15 protein-coding genes and 2 riboswitches are annotated in these 17307 nt (G+C 34.9%); of the genes, 8 read left to right on the top strand and 7 right to left on the bottom strand.

What is annotated here, in order from left to right; translation table 11 throughout:
* Positions 1–31: 31 nt before the first annotated feature.
* Together QQS35_RS21645 and rhaD are read left to right on the top strand one after the other, a co-directional pair.
* Positions 32–1180 (top strand): iron-containing alcohol dehydrogenase, encoded by a 1149-nt coding sequence (locus tag QQS35_RS21645; protein WP_285934338.1) that lies wholly within the window; start codon positions 32–34, stop codon positions 1178–1180.
* A gap of 226 nt (positions 1181–1406) precedes the next feature.
* On the top strand, positions 1407–2246 hold the full coding sequence (gene rhaD, locus QQS35_RS21650) for a rhamnulose-1-phosphate aldolase (protein ID WP_285934339.1): 840 nt from the start codon (positions 1407–1409) through the stop codon (positions 2244–2246).
* Positions 2247–2355: 109 nt separating this feature from the next.
* Here the strand turns inward: rhaD and QQS35_RS21655 are convergent, their stop codons facing one another.
* On the bottom strand, positions 2356–2955 hold the full coding sequence (locus QQS35_RS21655) for a CBO0543 family protein (RefSeq protein WP_285934340.1): 600 nt from the start codon (positions 2953–2955) through the stop codon (positions 2356–2358).
* A gap of 793 nt (positions 2956–3748) precedes the next feature.
* On the opposite strand from QQS35_RS21655, the gene QQS35_RS21660 reads away from it, so the two are divergent.
* Positions 3749–4660, top strand: a complete 912-nt coding sequence (locus QQS35_RS21660) for an AEC family transporter (protein WP_285934341.1) — start codon at positions 3749–3751, stop codon at positions 4658–4660.
* 34 nt (positions 4661–4694) lie between these two features.
* Here the strand turns inward: QQS35_RS21660 and lipA are convergent, their stop codons facing one another.
* Both lipA and QQS35_RS21670 read right to left on the bottom strand, forming a co-directional pair.
* Positions 4695–5642 carry a lipoyl synthase gene (lipA, locus tag QQS35_RS21665; protein WP_285934342.1) on the bottom strand — a complete coding sequence of 316 codons (948 nt, stop codon included), beginning with the start codon at positions 5640–5642 and terminating at the stop codon, positions 4695–4697.
* Positions 5643–5656: 14 nt separating this feature from the next.
* Positions 5657–6472: a lipoate--protein ligase family protein gene (locus QQS35_RS21670; protein WP_285934568.1), complete on the bottom strand. Its 816-nt coding sequence runs from the start codon at positions 6470–6472 to the stop codon at positions 5657–5659.
* A gap of 214 nt (positions 6473–6686) precedes the next feature.
* Here QQS35_RS21670 and QQS35_RS21675 point away from each other — a divergent pair, with 214 nt between their 5' ends.
* Positions 6687–7808: a cysteine desulfurase family protein gene (locus QQS35_RS21675; RefSeq protein WP_285934343.1), complete on the top strand. Its 1122-nt coding sequence runs from the start codon at positions 6687–6689 to the stop codon at positions 7806–7808.
* A 37-nt stretch (positions 7809–7845) separates the two neighbouring features.
* On the opposite strand, the gene QQS35_RS21680 is transcribed toward QQS35_RS21675, so the two are convergent.
* From QQS35_RS21680 to metC, 3 genes are all read right to left on the bottom strand, one after another.
* Positions 7846–8949 carry a methionine biosynthesis PLP-dependent protein gene (locus QQS35_RS21680; protein WP_285934344.1) on the bottom strand — a complete coding sequence of 368 codons (1104 nt, stop codon included), beginning with the start codon at positions 8947–8949 and terminating at the stop codon, positions 7846–7848.
* A gap of 162 nt (positions 8950–9111) precedes the next feature.
* Positions 9112–9199, bottom strand: a riboswitch (SAM riboswitch).
* Between the two features lie 31 nt (positions 9200–9230).
* Positions 9231–10355 carry a 5-methyltetrahydropteroyltriglutamate--homocysteine S-methyltransferase gene (locus tag QQS35_RS21685; RefSeq protein WP_285934345.1) on the bottom strand — a complete coding sequence of 375 codons (1125 nt, stop codon included), beginning with the start codon at positions 10353–10355 and terminating at the stop codon, positions 9231–9233.
* A gap of 47 nt (positions 10356–10402) precedes the next feature.
* Complete coding sequence (gene metC / locus QQS35_RS21690; RefSeq protein WP_285934346.1) at positions 10403–11593, bottom strand: cystathionine beta-lyase; 1191 nt, start codon at positions 11591–11593, stop codon at positions 10403–10405.
* 131 nt (positions 11594–11724) lie between these two features.
* Positions 11725–11830: riboswitch (SAM riboswitch) on the bottom strand.
* A 387-nt stretch (positions 11831–12217) separates the two neighbouring features.
* Between metC and QQS35_RS21695 the strand changes: the two genes are divergently transcribed.
* From QQS35_RS21695 to QQS35_RS21710, 4 genes are all read left to right on the top strand, one after another.
* Positions 12218–13021 (top strand): uroporphyrinogen-III synthase, encoded by an 804-nt coding sequence (locus QQS35_RS21695; RefSeq protein WP_285934347.1) that lies wholly within the window; start codon positions 12218–12220, stop codon positions 13019–13021.
* A 196-nt stretch (positions 13022–13217) separates the two neighbouring features.
* The gene (locus QQS35_RS21700) at positions 13218–13775 is read left to right on the top strand and encodes a nucleotidyltransferase domain-containing protein (protein WP_285934348.1); all 558 of its coding nucleotides are present in this window, start codon (positions 13218–13220) and stop codon (positions 13773–13775) included.
* Between the two features lie 527 nt (positions 13776–14302).
* Positions 14303–15289, top strand: a complete 987-nt coding sequence (locus tag QQS35_RS21705) for a DUF4003 family protein (protein WP_285934349.1) — start codon at positions 14303–14305, stop codon at positions 15287–15289.
* Positions 15290–15311: 22 nt separating this feature from the next.
* On the top strand, positions 15312–15482 hold the full coding sequence (locus QQS35_RS21710) for a hypothetical protein (protein ID WP_285934350.1): 171 nt from the start codon (positions 15312–15314) through the stop codon (positions 15480–15482).
* Positions 15483–15616: 134 nt separating this feature from the next.
* On the opposite strand, the gene QQS35_RS21715 is transcribed toward QQS35_RS21710, so the two are convergent.
* A complete protein-coding gene (locus QQS35_RS21715) occupies positions 15617–17110 on the bottom strand; it encodes an MDR family MFS transporter (RefSeq protein ID WP_285934351.1) in 1494 nt (497 codons plus the stop codon).
* Between the last annotated feature and the right edge of the window lie 197 nt (positions 17111–17307).

Here is a 17307-nt window from a genome sequence, read left to right on the forward strand (position 1 = left end):
ATGATCAATTATGAAGATGGAGGAGATAAATATGTCAAAAGTATTGTATGTACCAAGTACGAATTTAATCGGCAGAGGGTGCTTAACAGAAGTTGGTCCATTTTTGGAGGAGTTAGGATTCACGAAGGCATTGGTAGTTACAGATAAATTCTTAAATAAACGCGGAATCGTTAAAAGGGTATTAGATCAATTAGCAAAGGCAGAAATAGAATACATTGTTTACGACGAAGTGAAGCCAAATCCAACAACAAAAAATGTCCATGATGGTGTCGCTGTTTTTAAAGATAATACGTGCGATTTCATCATATCTGTTGGTGGTGGATCTCCACAAGATGCAGCTAAAGGAATTGGTTTAGTTGTTACAAATGAAGGTAATGTTCGTGATTTTGAAGGTGTGAACAAAACAAAACATAAGGCAATTCCTACGATAGCTATAAATACAACTGCAGGTACTTCTGCCGAATATACGATTAACTACGTCATAACAGATGAAGAGCGCGAAGTGAAAATGGTTATGGTCGATAAAAATAGCTTAGTTACAGTAACTGTAAATGACCCGGAATTAATGGTAGATAAACCAGCAGATTTAACTGCTGCAACTGGTATGGACGCATTAACACATGCCATTGAAGCAATTGTGACTCCAGGTGCCTATCCGATTACTGATGCAACTGCACTTGCAGCTGTAGAATTAATCTTCAATTATTTACCGAGAGCTGTAAAAGATGGACATGATATCGAAGCACGTGAACAAATGGTGTACGTCATGTTTCTAGGTGGTGTGGCATTTAACAATGCAGGTCTTGGTTATGTTCATGCAATGGCTCATCAGCTTGGTGGAGTCTATGATTTGCCTCATGGTGTTTGTAACGCGATGTTGTTGCCAATTGTTGAAAGAGAAAATGCGAAGCGTAATCCGAAAAAATTCCGTGCTATTGCTAAAGCATGTGGAGTTGATATTTCTGACAAAACGGATGAACAATGTGCCACACACGTAATTGAAGCAATAAAGATGTTATCAGAAGAAGTGGGAATTCCAAGCAAACTTTCTGAGTTAGGGGTGGATACAGTCGATCTTGATAAATTAGCAAACAATGCTATGAAAGATGCCTGTGCACCTGGTAATCCATTTCAACCTACAAAAGAAGAGGTTATCGCTATGTTCAAAGAGATTTTATAGATAATAAGTTAAAAAATAGCAAGTAATTCATCAGTATGGTGATTTACTTTCTATTGTATTTAGTATTAATTGTGAACGAAAATCAAATAAACAAAAACAAACAAAAAGTAAAATGTTTGTTTGTTGTTGAGTATTTGATGTAATGGAGTTAAAATAAAAGTATAAACAGATACTCATTTAATGAATATAAATTAAAATACATTAAATAAATGAAAGGAAGATAAAAATGAAAATATTACAAGAGGTTGAAAATGAACATGTGTTGATGGCACCCTTCGTTAAAGAAATGATGGATACAACTTATAACATGTGGAAGTTTGGGTGGGATGAACGGAACGGTGGTAACATTAGTTATTTACTAACAGAAGAGGAAATTGCTCCTTTTATAGACACTCACCGAGTATTACGTACAATTCCACTTGATTTTCCTGTAACAGAGTTGGCAAATAAGTACTTTATCGTTACTGGATCAGGTAAATATTTCAAAAATGTAATCGAAAAGCCAGAAGACTGTTTAGGAATCATCCGTGTTAACGCTGATGGCAATAGTATAGATCTACTATGGGGACTTGAAAAAGATGCAAAACCAACAAGTGAATTAGCTTCACATTTTATGAGTCACATTATCCGTCTCAAGAAAGATCCAAAACATAGAGTGATTATGCACACACACACAACAAATGTTATCGCAATGACTTTTACGCATGAATTAGATGAAAAAGCGTTTACTAAAACATTGTGGAGAATGTGCACAGAATGTATTGTGGTTTTCCCAGAAGGTGTTGGTATCTTACCTTGGATGGTCCCTGGTACGGACTTAATTGGAAAAGAAACTGCTAAAAAAATGAACGAACATCGTTTAGTTGTCTGGCCACATCACGGGATCTTTAGCGCAGGAGAATCCATTGATGATGCATTTGGATTAATCGAAACTGCTGAAAAAGCTGCACAAGTGTACATGCTTGTTAGTTCGCATCAAGGTGGTATGAAGCAAGCCATTACAGATCAACAGTTATTAGATTTAGCAAATGTATTTGGTGTTACACCAGCGGAAAAATATATGTAGTAGAAAGGATAGTGGACGAACAGGAGACAACATTCCTGTTCGTTTTTTAATATAGATGTTCGTCTTAATTGCCCTAGGGTGAGCAAGGCGACTGCGCTTTTGTTCTGTATTATCTCAGAGAACCAAGATAATATCCTGCTAAAAAGATGGTAATGATTAAAACTATATGTATAATAGCCCAACCCATTTTTCCATATCGTAAATGTCTAATATCAAGTGGTTTTCTTAGATTATCAGGAATTATTAGACTACCAATCCATTCAAATAGAAGGAAGAATATCCACCACCACGTATAGGAATCCCACAAGTCCCATTTAAAGTTATACTCAATAATCTGAGTTTTATTTAAAGCATAAGTTTCCCAAAACATTCCAATGTGAATAATTGTCCAGTAAAATGGAATTTTCCATGCCCATATGCTTGGACTATACCTTATTGTCATTAAAACAAGGATTGGGAAAGAAAGTGTAACTGTGGTGAAAGGCATGACAGTTAACGCTGGGAATAACAAATAAGGATAGGAGTAAAAACCTAGACTAACGAAAAGATAACAAAGTCCGTTCCCAATGATTGTCGCCAAAATAAATAATAACCCGTACCTTTTCCAATCAATCTTCAAAAAATAATAGAGCAAAATGGAACCGATTATAGTGATAGTGAGGTAAATATAAAATTCAATACTGAGATGAAAGTTAATATATTGATTCATAATATACTCCTGTTGATTACTTTTTAATGAACCTACTTTGTGCAAAAGAAAAGTTCGTTTTAGTATTAACTGGAATAATAATTTAATGTATTCTTCCAAATTACTTTACTGATAACGAATGACAATACAATACAAGTTTTAAGAAGTAATCAATTAAACTGAATATTTTTGTATGGTATATTAGATATATTGTTTTTAAATTTTGTTATTTGTAAATTAGCACTTGATGTAAAGTGTGCATTAACTCTAACGCGATATATTTTCTTTTCAAAATGACATATAGTGAGGTACTGCGGAAATTCACTACGCTTTCCACGGGCTTGCGCTGAGTCTCCTCGTCTTCGCTTTTCCCACAGGAATCTCCGTGAATTTCCTTCGCTAGTATGATTTATTTTAAAAACTCGAAATAGTTCCTCCTTGAAATGTAGATTTGTTATTAGAATTCAGCTCATAGATTTAGTTTGAAACTATTATTAGTGAAGGCAGAATGTGCAGACTCCTCGAAAATATAAATCGATTTTCATCGTGCGATGTGGATTCAAGTAGCTTTCCTTGTCCTACGGGAACAGCGCGAGCTGAAGGTCCACTCAAAAGCGATCTTCTTCTGAGTTAGCTGAAGCCGTGCCCGTGGAAAGCGGAGTTTTCTGCCGGAAAGGATTCTTACCACGTAATCCATTGAAACGGAAAGCACAAAAGGAAAGAATACTTAGTGCAGGCTTTATATTTATTAGTAACAACAATCTTATAGAAATAGTAAAGTTTTTAGATAAAATGTTTTAAGGGGACTCATCTTTTGGATAGTTTTAATCAGCAATTTTTATATTCCATTATCATTATCGCTTTAGGGTATGTACTCAAACGTTCGAATATTATGAAAGAGAAAGATGGAGAAGGACTTGCTAGAATTATTTTTAATATTACGCTTCCGGCTCTAATTATTGTTACGTTCAATGGTATCCAAATAGAATATTCTCTCTTCATGCTTATAGCTATAGCAATTGTCTATGGCTTATTCTTGGGTTTATTGGGTCTGATTGTATTTAGGAAAGAAGATAGACAGACTAAAGGTATGTTAGCAATGATGGTACCTGGATTTAACATTGGGCTATTTGCTTATCCATTAGTAGAAGGGATTTGGGGACAAGAAGGGTTAAAATACTTTGGGATGTTTGATGTGGGTAATGCATTTATTGTATTTGGTTTAAGTTACTTGATTGGAAGCTACTTTTCAGGTGAACAAGTCAACTTAGATTTTAAGTCTGTGATAGTAAAGTTATCAAGATCAATTCCATTGATGACATACATCATTGTCTGCACACTGAGTATTATTGGATTACATCTACCACCTGTTGTATTAGATGTTTCACAAATAATCTCAGCTGCTAATATGCCGTTGTCTCTACTATTGTTAGGTATCTATCTGAATTTCTCTTTTGACAGGATATATGTGAATCTAATCATCAAATATTTGTCTTTACGATATATCATAGGGCTAGCTCTGGGTGTACTTTTATTTGTAACGCTACCTTTTAATGAAATGTTTAGATTTACTTTGTTGATCAGTTTTATCCTGCCAACTTCGATGTCTGTTGTGCCATATTCGGTAGAATTTGATTATGATAAAAGATTTGTAGGTACTACCTCCAATTTAACTATCGTAATTAGCTTCATACTCATATGGATCATCGCTAATATAATGATGTAATTCAAAATCCCTCAACTAGGTGAGGGATTTTGAATTAAAAGTTTACTTTATTTAGTATTTCGTTATTAGTTTCTTCATAGCCTTGCATGTACTTTATTCTACGTTGAGCAGCAGTCTTGTTGACTTGTTCGTCAGCATGATAGGAAGAACGAACAAGAGGTCCAGCCTCACAGTGTGTAAATCCTTTTGTCATTGCAATTTCTCGTAGTTCATCAAATTCATCTGGGTGGTAATAGCGCTCTACATTTAAGTGTTTTTTGGTTGGTTGTAAGTATTGCCCAATCGTCATAATGTCGACGTTGTTTGCTCTTAAATCATCCATCACTTGAATTACTTCTTCTTTTGTTTCACCAAGACCAACCATGATACTAGATTTTGTTGGTGTATTTGGTGCGATCTCTTTCACTCTTCTTAACAGTTCAAGTGATCTGTCGTACATAGCAATTGCCCTTACACGTTTCGTTAGTCTTCTTACTGTTTCGATATTATGATTGAAAATATCTGGTGCGCTATCCATTAATGTGTGTAAACTTTCATAGTCTCCCTTCATGTCGGAAGGTAGTATTTCTACTGTACAGCCCGGTGCAAGCTTTCGTATCTGACGGACTGTTTCAGCAAACACTGCTGCACCACCATCCTTAAGGTCGTCTCTAGCAACAGAGGTTACGACAACATGCTTTAACCCCATTATTTGTACAGACTCAGCAACCCTTTGTGGTTCGTCCCAATCGAGTTCATTAGGTAAACCTGTTTTTACTGCACAAAAACGGCAGCCACGTGTACACGTATCACCTAAGATCATGAACGTGGCTGTCTTTCTTTCGCTCCAACATTCGTGAATATTAGGACAACGAGCTTCCTCACAAACCGTGTTGAGTTTTTTGTCTCGCATCAGGTTCTTAAGTCGATTGTAGGATTTGTTCGTATTAATTTTAATTTTTAACCACTCTGGTTTACGTAAATGTTCCTGTTCTTTGGCCAAGTTCTAACACTCCTTTAGCGTGAATAGTTCCATGTGTCACTTTTGTACTTATTTGTAGCGAGGTCATTCACTTCATTGAGTTGATCTGTTGAAAGTATAAAGGGTTCAAGATTAATGTCTAGACCTCGTTCAAATCCTTTTTTAAAGGCCACTCTTGCATCATCAAAACTAATTAGTTGTTGCGATACTTCATTAATTGCTACTGCTTTATCTCCAAAAGCTCGTTTTGCACGTTGTTTTACACGATCGTTAGGATAAATAAACAAATCGAACAACTTAACTGGATCTACATCAATCGGAATTGATCCGTGCTGAAGAATTACTCCTTTTTGACGTGTTTGTGCACTGCCAGCAGCCTTTTTTCCTTCGACGATTAGTTCGTACCAAGAAGGTTCTTCAAAACATACAGCTGAATCAGTCGTCTGTAATTTACCTTCTGGGATAGCAAATTCGGCATTGACGTTTAGTTTTTTAAAACCTTCTAATAGTCCGTTTGAAATCACTAAATAAGCATCTTTTACTGTTTTGGGCATTTTGTCTTCCGATACGATGACACTATATGTAAGTTCTTGATCGTGTAGAACCGCACGTCCTCCTGTTTGTCTTCTTACAAGGTCAATACCATGTTTTTTTACACCATCTAAATCAATTTTACCTTTTACTTTTTGAAAATATCCCACGGAAAGGCCTGCAGGTAACCACCCATAGAATCTAATAACTGGTGGAATTAATCCTTTGCTATGCCAATTCAATAATGCTTCATCCATTGCCATGTTATAAGCAGGTGTACAATGTCCGGAGTCTAAAAAATACCATGTTTCCCTCATTATGCTCCTCTTTCCATGTTTTAATTCGTTTACATCCTTAACAATGGTAACAATTTACAGGGTAAAAAGTCAAAAAATTATCACTATTTAAAAAAGATAATTTTTGTTAGTAATAAAATAGTGTTACTTTAACAGAAATTATCTTTATATCTTAACCATGTTCCGTTAACATATAATATATAATCTTAAAAAAATCATACGTAAAGTAGGGAGACAATTGCAAAATATTTATTTAGATTACAATGCTAGTACGCCAATAGATTCACAAGTAATTAGTGAAATGGTTCCTTATTTTTCGAAAGTTTACGGGAATCCTTCCTCTAGTCATTGGGCAAGTAAGGATGCCAAACAATTAATAATTACAGCAAGAAGTCAGGTTGCTAGTTTGCTAGGTTGTCAACCTGATGAGGTGATCTTTACAAGTGGTGGTAGTGAGTCAAATAATCATGCTCTTAAAGGAGTGTACACGCAACTAAGTGCTAAAGGAAACCATATTATTACATCTAAAATAGAGCACCCTGCAATCATGCAACCTTGTCATTATTTAGAATCAATTGGAGCAGAGATAAGTTATGTGGATGTAGATCAATATGGAAAAGTGAATCCTAAAGATGTTGAAAAAGAAATGAAAGACACTACTATTTTAATTTCTATTATGCACGCGAATAATGAAGTTGGTACCATCCAACCGATAGAAGAAATTAGTGAAATCGCTAAAAAATACAATGTTCTACTTCATACAGATGCTGCTCAATCCATCGGTAAGATTACTGCTAATGTGGATAAACTTGGTGTTGATTTATTATCTGTGGCAGGTCATAAATTGTATGCACCTAAAGGGGTAGGAGCGCTATATGTAAGAAAAGGGACAAAGATAGCTTCGTTTATTCATGGTGCTGGGCATGAAGATGGACTACGTGCGGGAACGGAAAATACACCATATATCGTTGCTCTTGGTAAAGCCTGTGAATTAGCTGATTCTTATATGACAGATAATAAAATAGTGCAGCTTCGAGATTATTTTTGGAAAGAACTAAACGATATGTTTAAAGAGCAGATAGTTGTAAATGGCGATTTAAAACAATGTTTGCCGAATACATTGAATGTCAGTTTTGTAGGACAAGAAGGGGCTAAGATACTAGAACAAATTCCAGAAATAGCTGCTTCTACTGGTTCAGCTTGTCATTCCGGTACTGTTGAACTTTCCTCAGTTCTTGAAGCAATGGGGATTACGAAACATGTTGGAATGGGAACAATCCGATTTAGTTTAGGAAGATATACTACTAAAGATGAAATAGTACAAGTATTGGCTTTAATGAAAGAGCGAATTTCTATATAGTAAAAAGGCTGTTCCAACAAGGACCAGCCTTTTACATTTACTGTAATTTTGAAAATGCATGTTTCAAATCAGTAATTAAATCATCAACTTGTTCAATTCCTACCGAAAACCGTAGTAATCGGCTATCAATACCGCGTCGTTCACGTTCCTCTTCAGGTATATCTGCATGAGTCTGTGTAGTTGGATAAGTTATAAAACTTTCAACCCCACCAAGGCTTTCAGCAAAAACAATGAGTTGAAGATTTTTAAGGAAGGTATCTATCCAGTTACTATCTTTTAATCGAAAAGACAGCATGCCACCTTTATTAGGATATAAGACGTCTGTGACAACTGATTCCTCTTCTAAAAACGCAGCTATTTTTTTAGCATTTTCCTGATGCTGTCTCATCCGTAAAGGAAGTGTTTTTAATCCGCGAATTAACAGCCAAGAATCGAATGGAGATAGAACTGCTCCTGCTGCGTTATGCATTAATGCAAGTCTTTCACAAAGAGCATCTCCTTTGGCGACAACTAGTCCAGCTAAGACGTCATTATGGCCCCCGATATACTTTGTTGCACTATGAATAACAATGTCCGCTCCTAGTTCGATGGGGCGTTGTAGGAATGGTGTTAAAAATGTGTTATCAACAATTAATAATAAATTGTATTTACGTGCTAATTTGGCTAATTCTTCAATATTGATTTCTTCCATTAATGGATTCGTTGGTGTTTCAATAAAAATAGCTTTGGTTTTGTTTGTAATGTATTTTTCTGTCAACTCACTGTCATCTAAGACAGTGTAAGTGGTTTTAATATTATAGCTATTCGTGTACTGTTCTAAAATACGGTACGTACCACCATATACATCTTCAGTAGCTATAATTTCATCACCAGATTTAAATAATGATAGAACAAGTTGAATAGCTGCCATACCGGAGCTGCACGCATATCCATAATCGCCACCCTCTAGGTCTGCAATTCCTTCTTGTAAGAGAGAGCGCGTTGGATTTTTTGTTCGTGTATAGTCATATCCAGTATTCACTTCCAGACTTTCGTGTTGATAGGCGGTAGAAAGGTATATTGGTGGACTGACGGCACCTGTTTTAGGGTCGCTTTTGTTACCAAGTTGAACCAATTTTGTTTCTATGTCTCTGTTTGTCATATGCTTCATCTCCCCAATTTTGTTCAAAACTCCTGTATAGTAACATTGACTAGTAAAAGGATAGCTTTTTATATGCAAATGAATACTTGAAAAAATCTGTACTGTGTTTTTAAATAAAAGCCCTCTAAAGAAGAGGGCCCCAATTAACAGCTGGTTTACAACTTCTTATCTTTTGGAATTAGCACCATGCTTATTAAGCTGGTTGCTGAGACATTTTCGGGCCAATTCCCTCCGTCTCTCTAGATAAGTTTATTTAATTTGTGATTGGTAAACAATATTCATTATTTCCAAACGTCCTTTGCAATCTTAACAACATGTTCTAGTTTTGCCCATTGGTCTTCTTCTGTAATTATATTCCCTTCTTCTGTAGAAGCAAATCCACATTGTGGACTTAAGCATAATTGATTAAGGTTAACATAATTGGAAGCTTCTTTGATTCGGTCTTTTATAGTTTGGGCATCTTCCAATTCACCGAATTTAGATGTAATTAATCCAAGGACGATTTGTAAATCATTTCGTTTAACATAACGAAGCGGCTCGAACCCACCAGATCTTTCATCATCATATTCAAGGAAAAGGCCGTCAACATTAATGCCGTTGAAAATTGTTTCTGAAGCAGGGTCATAACCGCCAGAGGCTACCCAACTTGATCGAAAGTTACCACGACATATATGCATGGTTATTGTTAAATCATCCGGTCGATGAGCGATTGCTTCGTTTATATTATTCGCAAATAGTTGGCGTAACTCTTCTGGTTCATATCCCCATGACCGCACAAGGTTATTACCATTTTCTGAGAAGAACAGAGACCAAGATGTATCATCTAATTGCAAATATCTACAACCGGCATTATAAAAAGCTTGAATCGCTTTCTGATAGGCCTTTACTAAATCTTGTACTAAGTCTTTTTCATCTGTATAATAATCTTCTTCATTTTTTTCTCTAAAAAACAACATATTTGGACTAGGAATAGTAAATTTAGCCGTGTGAGATCCAGCAACTTGATGTAAAAATTTATAGTCTTCAATCATCGGATGATTTGTGAAGTCTATTTTTCCGTTTACTTTAATTGCGCGTGGTTTCGTTTCTACGTCATGAAATGCAATTCCTTGGTCGGTTTCAAAGCCTTCTACTCCGTCAAACCCTTCAAGAAAATCATGGTGCCACCATGTTCTTCTGAATTCGCCATCTGTTATAGCTTGTAAGCCGACTTCCTTTTGCTTTTCAACAATTCTAATAATCTCTTCATCTTCAATATTTCTTAGTTGTTCGGCAGTAATTTCACCAGCAGCCCGTTGTTTGCGTGCCTTTTTAAGTGATTCAGGACGTAGGATACTACCTACATGGTCAGCGCGGAATGGACCTATTTTGTTATTAACTTTATTGGATTGTTGTGTTTGAGTCATTTATAATTCCTTCTTTCATTAATGTTTTGTCATACAAAATTTAGCGCTTAAATAGATGTTTCAGGAGTATGTTGATTAACTGCAACTTGTAATGCTTGCTTGATATCTGCTATTAGGTCATCAACATTTTCTAAGCCAACAGAAAGTCTTAACAAACCGTCTGTAATTCCCCGGGCTTCACGTTCTTCCTTTGGCATTGCTGCATGGGACATTGTGGCAGGGTATGATAGAATCGATTCAACTGCCCCAAGACTAACAGCAAAAACAGGATACTTTATTGCTTCAACAAATGCTTTTGTAGTTTCTCTATCGGGTAAACGAAAAGATAAGAGAGCGCCGCCACTTGTTGACTGTCGTTGGTGGATTGAAAAACCTGGATGACTTTCTAATCCTGGATAATATACCTTTTCAACAATTGACTGTTTTAATAAAAAGTCAGTAATTTTCTTCGCTGATTCTGTCGATCTATCTAAACGTGCACTTAACGTCTTTATTCCCCGAATTAATAGCCAAGAATCTTGAGGTCCAAGGATAGACCCTAACGTGTTTTGGATAAATTTAAGCCTTTCACCTAGCTGTTTATCTCTAGTTACTGCAAGACCTGCAACAACATCACTATGACCAGATAAAAACTTAGTTGCGCTATGCAAGACAATATCTACTCCTAAATTTAATGGCTTTTGGTATAAAGGTGTCATAAAGGTGTTATCAACAAAGGTTAGACAATTGTTTGCTTTGGCAATTTTTACGATACCCTCAATATCGGTTATATTCATTAAAGGGTTTGCTGGAGTTTCAACATAAATTACTTTTGTATTTGGTTGGACTGCCTTTGCCGTTTCTTCTAAATTTGTCATATCAACAAAGGTATGATCAATATTAAAGCGTGTCAGTAATTCTGTAGTAAGTCTGTAAGTTCCACCATAAACATCTTTAGAAACGAGTACATGGTCACCAGCTGAAACGAGCATGAATGCAGCAGAAATAGCCGCCATGCCAGAAGCAAATGCTAATCCGGTTGTTCCTTCTTCTAAATCCGCGATAATCTCTTCTAATGCGTCTCTAGTAGGGTTTCCTGATCTGCTATAATCATAAGGTCCAAACGAATCAAAGCTTTTCTGATGAAAAGTAGATGATAGATGGATGGGTACATTTACAGCACCGGTTTCAGATTGTGACGTTTGTTTTTTCGCTCCGTGGACTAGTTTTGTTTCTAAATGATCATCAAATGCAACCATATTTAAAAATTCCTCCTTAGAAATTAACGCTCCAGTTATAGTCTAACTACTCAACACTGTACTGTAAGGGTCTTGTAAACATTAAAAAAAGAACCTTTCATAAGAAGAAGGCTCTTTAATAGATAACATTCTTCTTATCTGTTAGGCGATATTCACCTTCTGGAATTAGCACCGGGCTTTTAATAGCTGGTTGCTGAGGTTTCATCGGGCCAGTCCCTAAACCTCTCTTGATAAGTTATAAGATTATTTGTATGTAATTTAATGGTAAAGCATTTGTTAGTACTTTACACTAAATTATACGGTGTTTCAATAGTAAAATATAAAAAATATAAAATTATTAATACGATATTTGCAAAAACAAGCATCTTCCCCTTGATTTTAACAGGTAAAATTTTTCTATGCTGATAGAAAAATAGAATGATCATTTCTTTAACTTATCTAATGGGTATCGTATACTATAGGAAGCAATGTCACGAGTATTAAGAATTTATTTTTAAAGAACATGTCTAGTAAGATGATTAAAAACAATAGTTATATAATTTTATCTAACGCTTTAAATGAAAGGAATACGAAACACGTCACGCTCTTGTAGAGTGGCTAATCAGCGATAAAGGAGTAGTTGATATGAAAGAACTAGAAGGCAAAAGGATAGGAATAGCAGCGGATAGAAAGTCAGAAGCAATCAGTGAAATTATTCGTAAAAAAGGTGGTATCCCCGTAATTCAATCGATTCAAGGACAACGTCTACTAAATGAGCGGCAAGCAGAAGAAGAAGTACAATATTTAATTGATCATGAATTTGATTGGGTTATGCTTACAACAGGAATAGGAGCACAAGCATTGGAAGACGCAGCGACAAGATTAGGAATTCGCAATGATTTTATCGAAAAACTAAAAGAAACAAAGCTTGCGATTCGTGGAAGTAAAACGATCAAATGGCTGAAGGGATGGAGTTTAAAGCCGGATTTTGTTTCCCCTAATGGTACGATGGATCAATTGATTGAAGGACTGCGTGATGAGGAGATTACAGGAAGTAAGTTTTTTTTGCAAGAATACAATAAGAATGAGGACAACTTAATTGAAAAACTTAATACATTACCAATTTCATTATACCGATCCACACCTTATTATTACGTGGAGCCAGAAAAAGATACGCTTGAAAGCTTAAGAAGCAAAATATCAAAACTTACATTGGACGCAGTTCTTTTTACGAGTAAAACTCAAGTTGAAAATCTATTTGGTGGACTAGAAGATAAGGGTAGTATTGTAAATGCTTTTCAAACAAAGGTAAAAGCAGTATCTATAGGTAGTGTAACATCCAAAGAGTTAGAGAAAAATGGTGTTAAACGGATTATCGAACCAGAAAATCCTAAAATGGGTGCGATGGTTATTGAGTTAGCGAGCTCTTATAAACAATCTGAAGTATAAGTGAATAAATGAATATTGAAAGTAAAGATAATAAGTGATGTAAATAGGCACAGGATTCTGTTACATCGTTCAAATAATAAAATGTCTCTCCAATTGTATATTAATTGGAAAGACATTTTTTGTTAAAAAAATGCTGTTATAGTCTTGGGCATAATGGTGTGAATGGTACTTAGAAATACTGAGAGGAAGAAGTAATATGCTAAATACATTATCTTTTATCGTCGACCGATTAAAACACATGAATATCACGTGGGCAGTTGGTGGTTCACTTCTACTTAGTTTTTATGAAATAATTGATAAACCAAATGATATAGATATCTTGGTAGATGAAACTAATGTCACCAAATTAAACGAAATATTGTCATCGATTGGTGAACCGAAAAATGCATTTAGTTTTTATCCTTTTCGTACAATAGACTTTTCTAAATATAGGATTAATGGGATTGATATTGATGTCATGGGTGGATTTACAATACAACATGACGAAGGGATTTATAAATTATCACTGCAAAAAGAAGCCAATATAACTCATAAAGACATAAACGGGATGATTGTCCCTTTATGTACACTAGAAGATTGGTATATCTTATATTGGTTAATTCCATATAAACAAGAAAAAGCGTTGCTTATTGAAGATTTTTTAAGAGCTAATGGGGTTGTATATCCACAACTGTTAGAAGAAGCATTGCAACAGTCTTTACCGATTGAAGTGAAAAAAAGAGTGGAAAAATTGTTAAGCCAAACTAATATATAATTTTAAAAAAATGATTTGAGGGGGGGTAATAATAATCGAGTTGATAAAAGAAATTAAAGAACTAAAAATCCCATTTGATAATGAAAATGGGAATTAAGCATTAAGAGAATTAGATTCAACAGTCAACCTTAATAAGTTACAAATATATCGTTAACCTTATTGAAAACTGAATAATCTAACTAATTTTAAATACACAATATTATTAAATCCAATCATTAACGAATTTATTGATTATAAATAATGAACACCTTTATTTGCTCATATAAGTGTAAGCGGTTAACTGTTTTTGGAATTCTAGGAGATTTACTTTGAAAAAGGCTATATTAGGTTTGTTAATAAAATCACTGTTTTTACGGTGGGTTTTAATGAAAACGATTCCCAACAAGGGGGCAATTGCAGCGCCTGAGTTTTAAAATGTTACAGTACACAATCCAGTAAAAGCTGAGTTGCGCTTTTCTTTTTTAAACGAAACTTTTTTCTATCTTTACCGTAATAATTAGTATCAGGATTTAGAGAGGATGAACACAATGCAAAAAGTCCAAGCGAAACTTGATCAATACAAACAAACGTATGCGCAGTTAAAAAAAGAACTAAAATGGCGTGTTTCTGATAATCGAATTTTAATGATGATTTCTGCATTGTACGTGGTAAATAACCGTCGATTTGAATTTAATCAGTTTAATGATGTAAGTGAATATATAAAACGAAATGTAGGCATGTTTTCTACGCTTAAATCACAGCAACGTTATACAACAGCAGCAATGTTAGATGTTCGTTACCAAAATCCAACAGAAAAATTTCAAGAAATGATTATGTTATATGAGCAACTAGTAGATAGTAAATTTAAAAGAGGCTCATTTACATATATAGCTGCGCTCGTGTTACTTGGTAATGGAGAAGAGTCATCTAATAGACAAAATCAAATCGAGAAAGCCCTGGCAATCTATAAGGGGATGAAACAAGAGCATGTTTTTCTCACTACACAAAATGATTATCCTTTAGCAGTTTTATTATCTCAGTTAGATGGTTCGGTTGAAGATTTAATGATACGGGTGGAAAAATATTATAACGAACTTAGTCAATTAAGCTTTACGAAAGGAAACGATTTACAATTTCTTAGTCATATATTATCGATTGATTCAAATGCAGAAGCTAAAGTGCTTATTGAAAGGTGTGAGAATATTTATGGTGAATTAAAACGACAAGGCATTAAACCAAAAGCAGCTAACTATCCTCAAATAGGCATGCTCTCTTTATTAGAAGATAGTAGAGCAGAAGTTAGTTTAGTCGTAAAAACTGTCGATCAACTTAATCAAGATAAGACCTTTAAATGGCATAAGGAAATTAATTTTATGATGGCTGTTAACTTGGTGATTAGCGAAAAATTAACAAATAATGAGTTACTAGAAACAGGTCTTTATACAACGATTGAAACAATTATACAAGCACAGCAGGCTACTATGATAGCTGGAGTCGCAGCCGTATCTGTCGCTTCTAATAATACATCCAGTTAATAATCGGAAATGAGGTGTTATCTTGAGAAGAAAAATAAAAAGAAAAAAGAATGATGGGAGAGGCAATATAGCTGAATTTTTTTTAGAAATGCTTTTTTGGATACCTGAATTATTATTATTTCCGATTAGAATGGTTGTGTGGTTAATGAGAGGGATAGGGAAAATCATAAAAGACATCTTTGATATTGTTTAAGCCACGAATAGATACAATTAACGAATCAATCAGCTAACTATGAAATAGATGTTATAGTTTGATATTTGATTCAAAAACACAGTATGGGGAAATGACCTCGTATTTTTGCAAATATGTACCTCTATTTGATGAGACTAGCTATTTCCCTTTAAATTTGGAAAAAATATTGTAATTGTAAAAGTAATAACGGCAATGATAAATAAGCCAATAAATACCGCGTGTAATCCTTGATTCAATGAATTACTTAATATGTCTAAGACTTCTGGAGATAACGTATTTCTAGCTGTTTCATCTAATAATACATCGGGGCTACTTAATTCGAGGTTACCACCTACGACAGTACTGTTTTTGACCAATACCTGCTGTAAGCGTGTATTAAGAACTCCACCTAAGATAGCGGCACCTAGTGCACTTCCTATTATTCGCATGAACATATTTAATGATGTAGCAACACCTCGAATTTTCCAACTAACACTGTTTTGTATAGATACAATAAAAGTAGTACTAGATAACCCCATACCGATTCCAACTACAAAAGAACTAAAGCCTGCATAAATCGGACCCTTAGTAGGATCAAGAAAAAGAAATAAGATACCTCCGATTAACAAGAATGTTCCGCCAAGTATTGCGGTGGGTCTGAAACCGATTTTTAAGACTAAGTGTCCTGCAATTGTTGCAGCAATAGGCCAACCAACCGATAACGTACAAAGTGTAAAGCCGGCAACGATAGCTGAATGTCCCATGACAGTTTGAACATAGGTCGGTAAGAAGCTTGATAATCCAATGATAATCATTCCGGAAGTTAAGGTTGCTAAATTTGCGATTGTAATAAGTTTATTTTTCCATAGATGCAATGGCATCATGGGTGCGATAGTTCTTTTCTCTTGCCATATAAATAGGATCAAGCTAATTATAAATGTAGTAAGCAAAAGGAGTATTTGTGGAGAAATCCATGACCAAGCAACTCCACCCTGAACCAACACAATGATGAGCGATGAAATAGTGATAAAAGACAAACTTGAACCTATGTAATCTATTGATTTTTTCTCTGTAGTAACTTCTTCGTGTAAGAATAATACAACACCAAAAATACCAATAATACCTAGTGGTATATTCATCCAGAAAATCCAAGCCCAATCAACGTACTGAATGATAAACCCACCGGCCAATGGCCCTAGAACTGAAGATATTCCCCAAACACTTGCTAGGTATCCTTGAACCTTTGCTCTTTCTTCCATCGTGTACATGTCACCAACAATTGTTGTGACGATGGGATGAATAGCACCAGCTCCAATACCTTGAATAATTCGAAAAATAACGAGCATTGTCATTGTAGTGGCAATTCCACAAAGAAAGGAGCCAATTAAAAAGATAATCACCCCAAAAACAAATATTGGCTTTCTGCCAAATAAATCAGAAAGTTTTCCATAAATAAGTGTTGTGACAGCTTGCATTAATAAAAAAGCTGAAAATACCCAACTATAATATGAAAAGCCGCCAAGATCTCCAACGATGTTAGGCATAGCTGTAGCGACAATGGTACCTTCAATTGCAGCCATAAACATAGCTATTACTAATGCACTTAGTACTAAAGGTCTATTTGTTTTTTTAGACGTAATATTATTCATGCAAAAGCCTACTTTCAAGAATATAACTTATTATTTTACTGTACCGTAATAAATAAGAAATGCAATGTAAGCAGTTAAATTTTAGCAAGAAATCATACTCCGATTTTTTAAATAAATTATTGAGTGAAGGGAATGATACTTTTATACATATATTGGAGGTAACCTCATGAAAATAAAAAAGCCAGAACTGATAAGCG

The organism is Aquibacillus rhizosphaerae (assembly GCF_030282825.1).
Classification (GTDB): Bacteria; Bacillota; Bacilli; order Bacillales; family Amphibacillaceae; genus Aquibacillus_C; species Aquibacillus_C rhizosphaerae.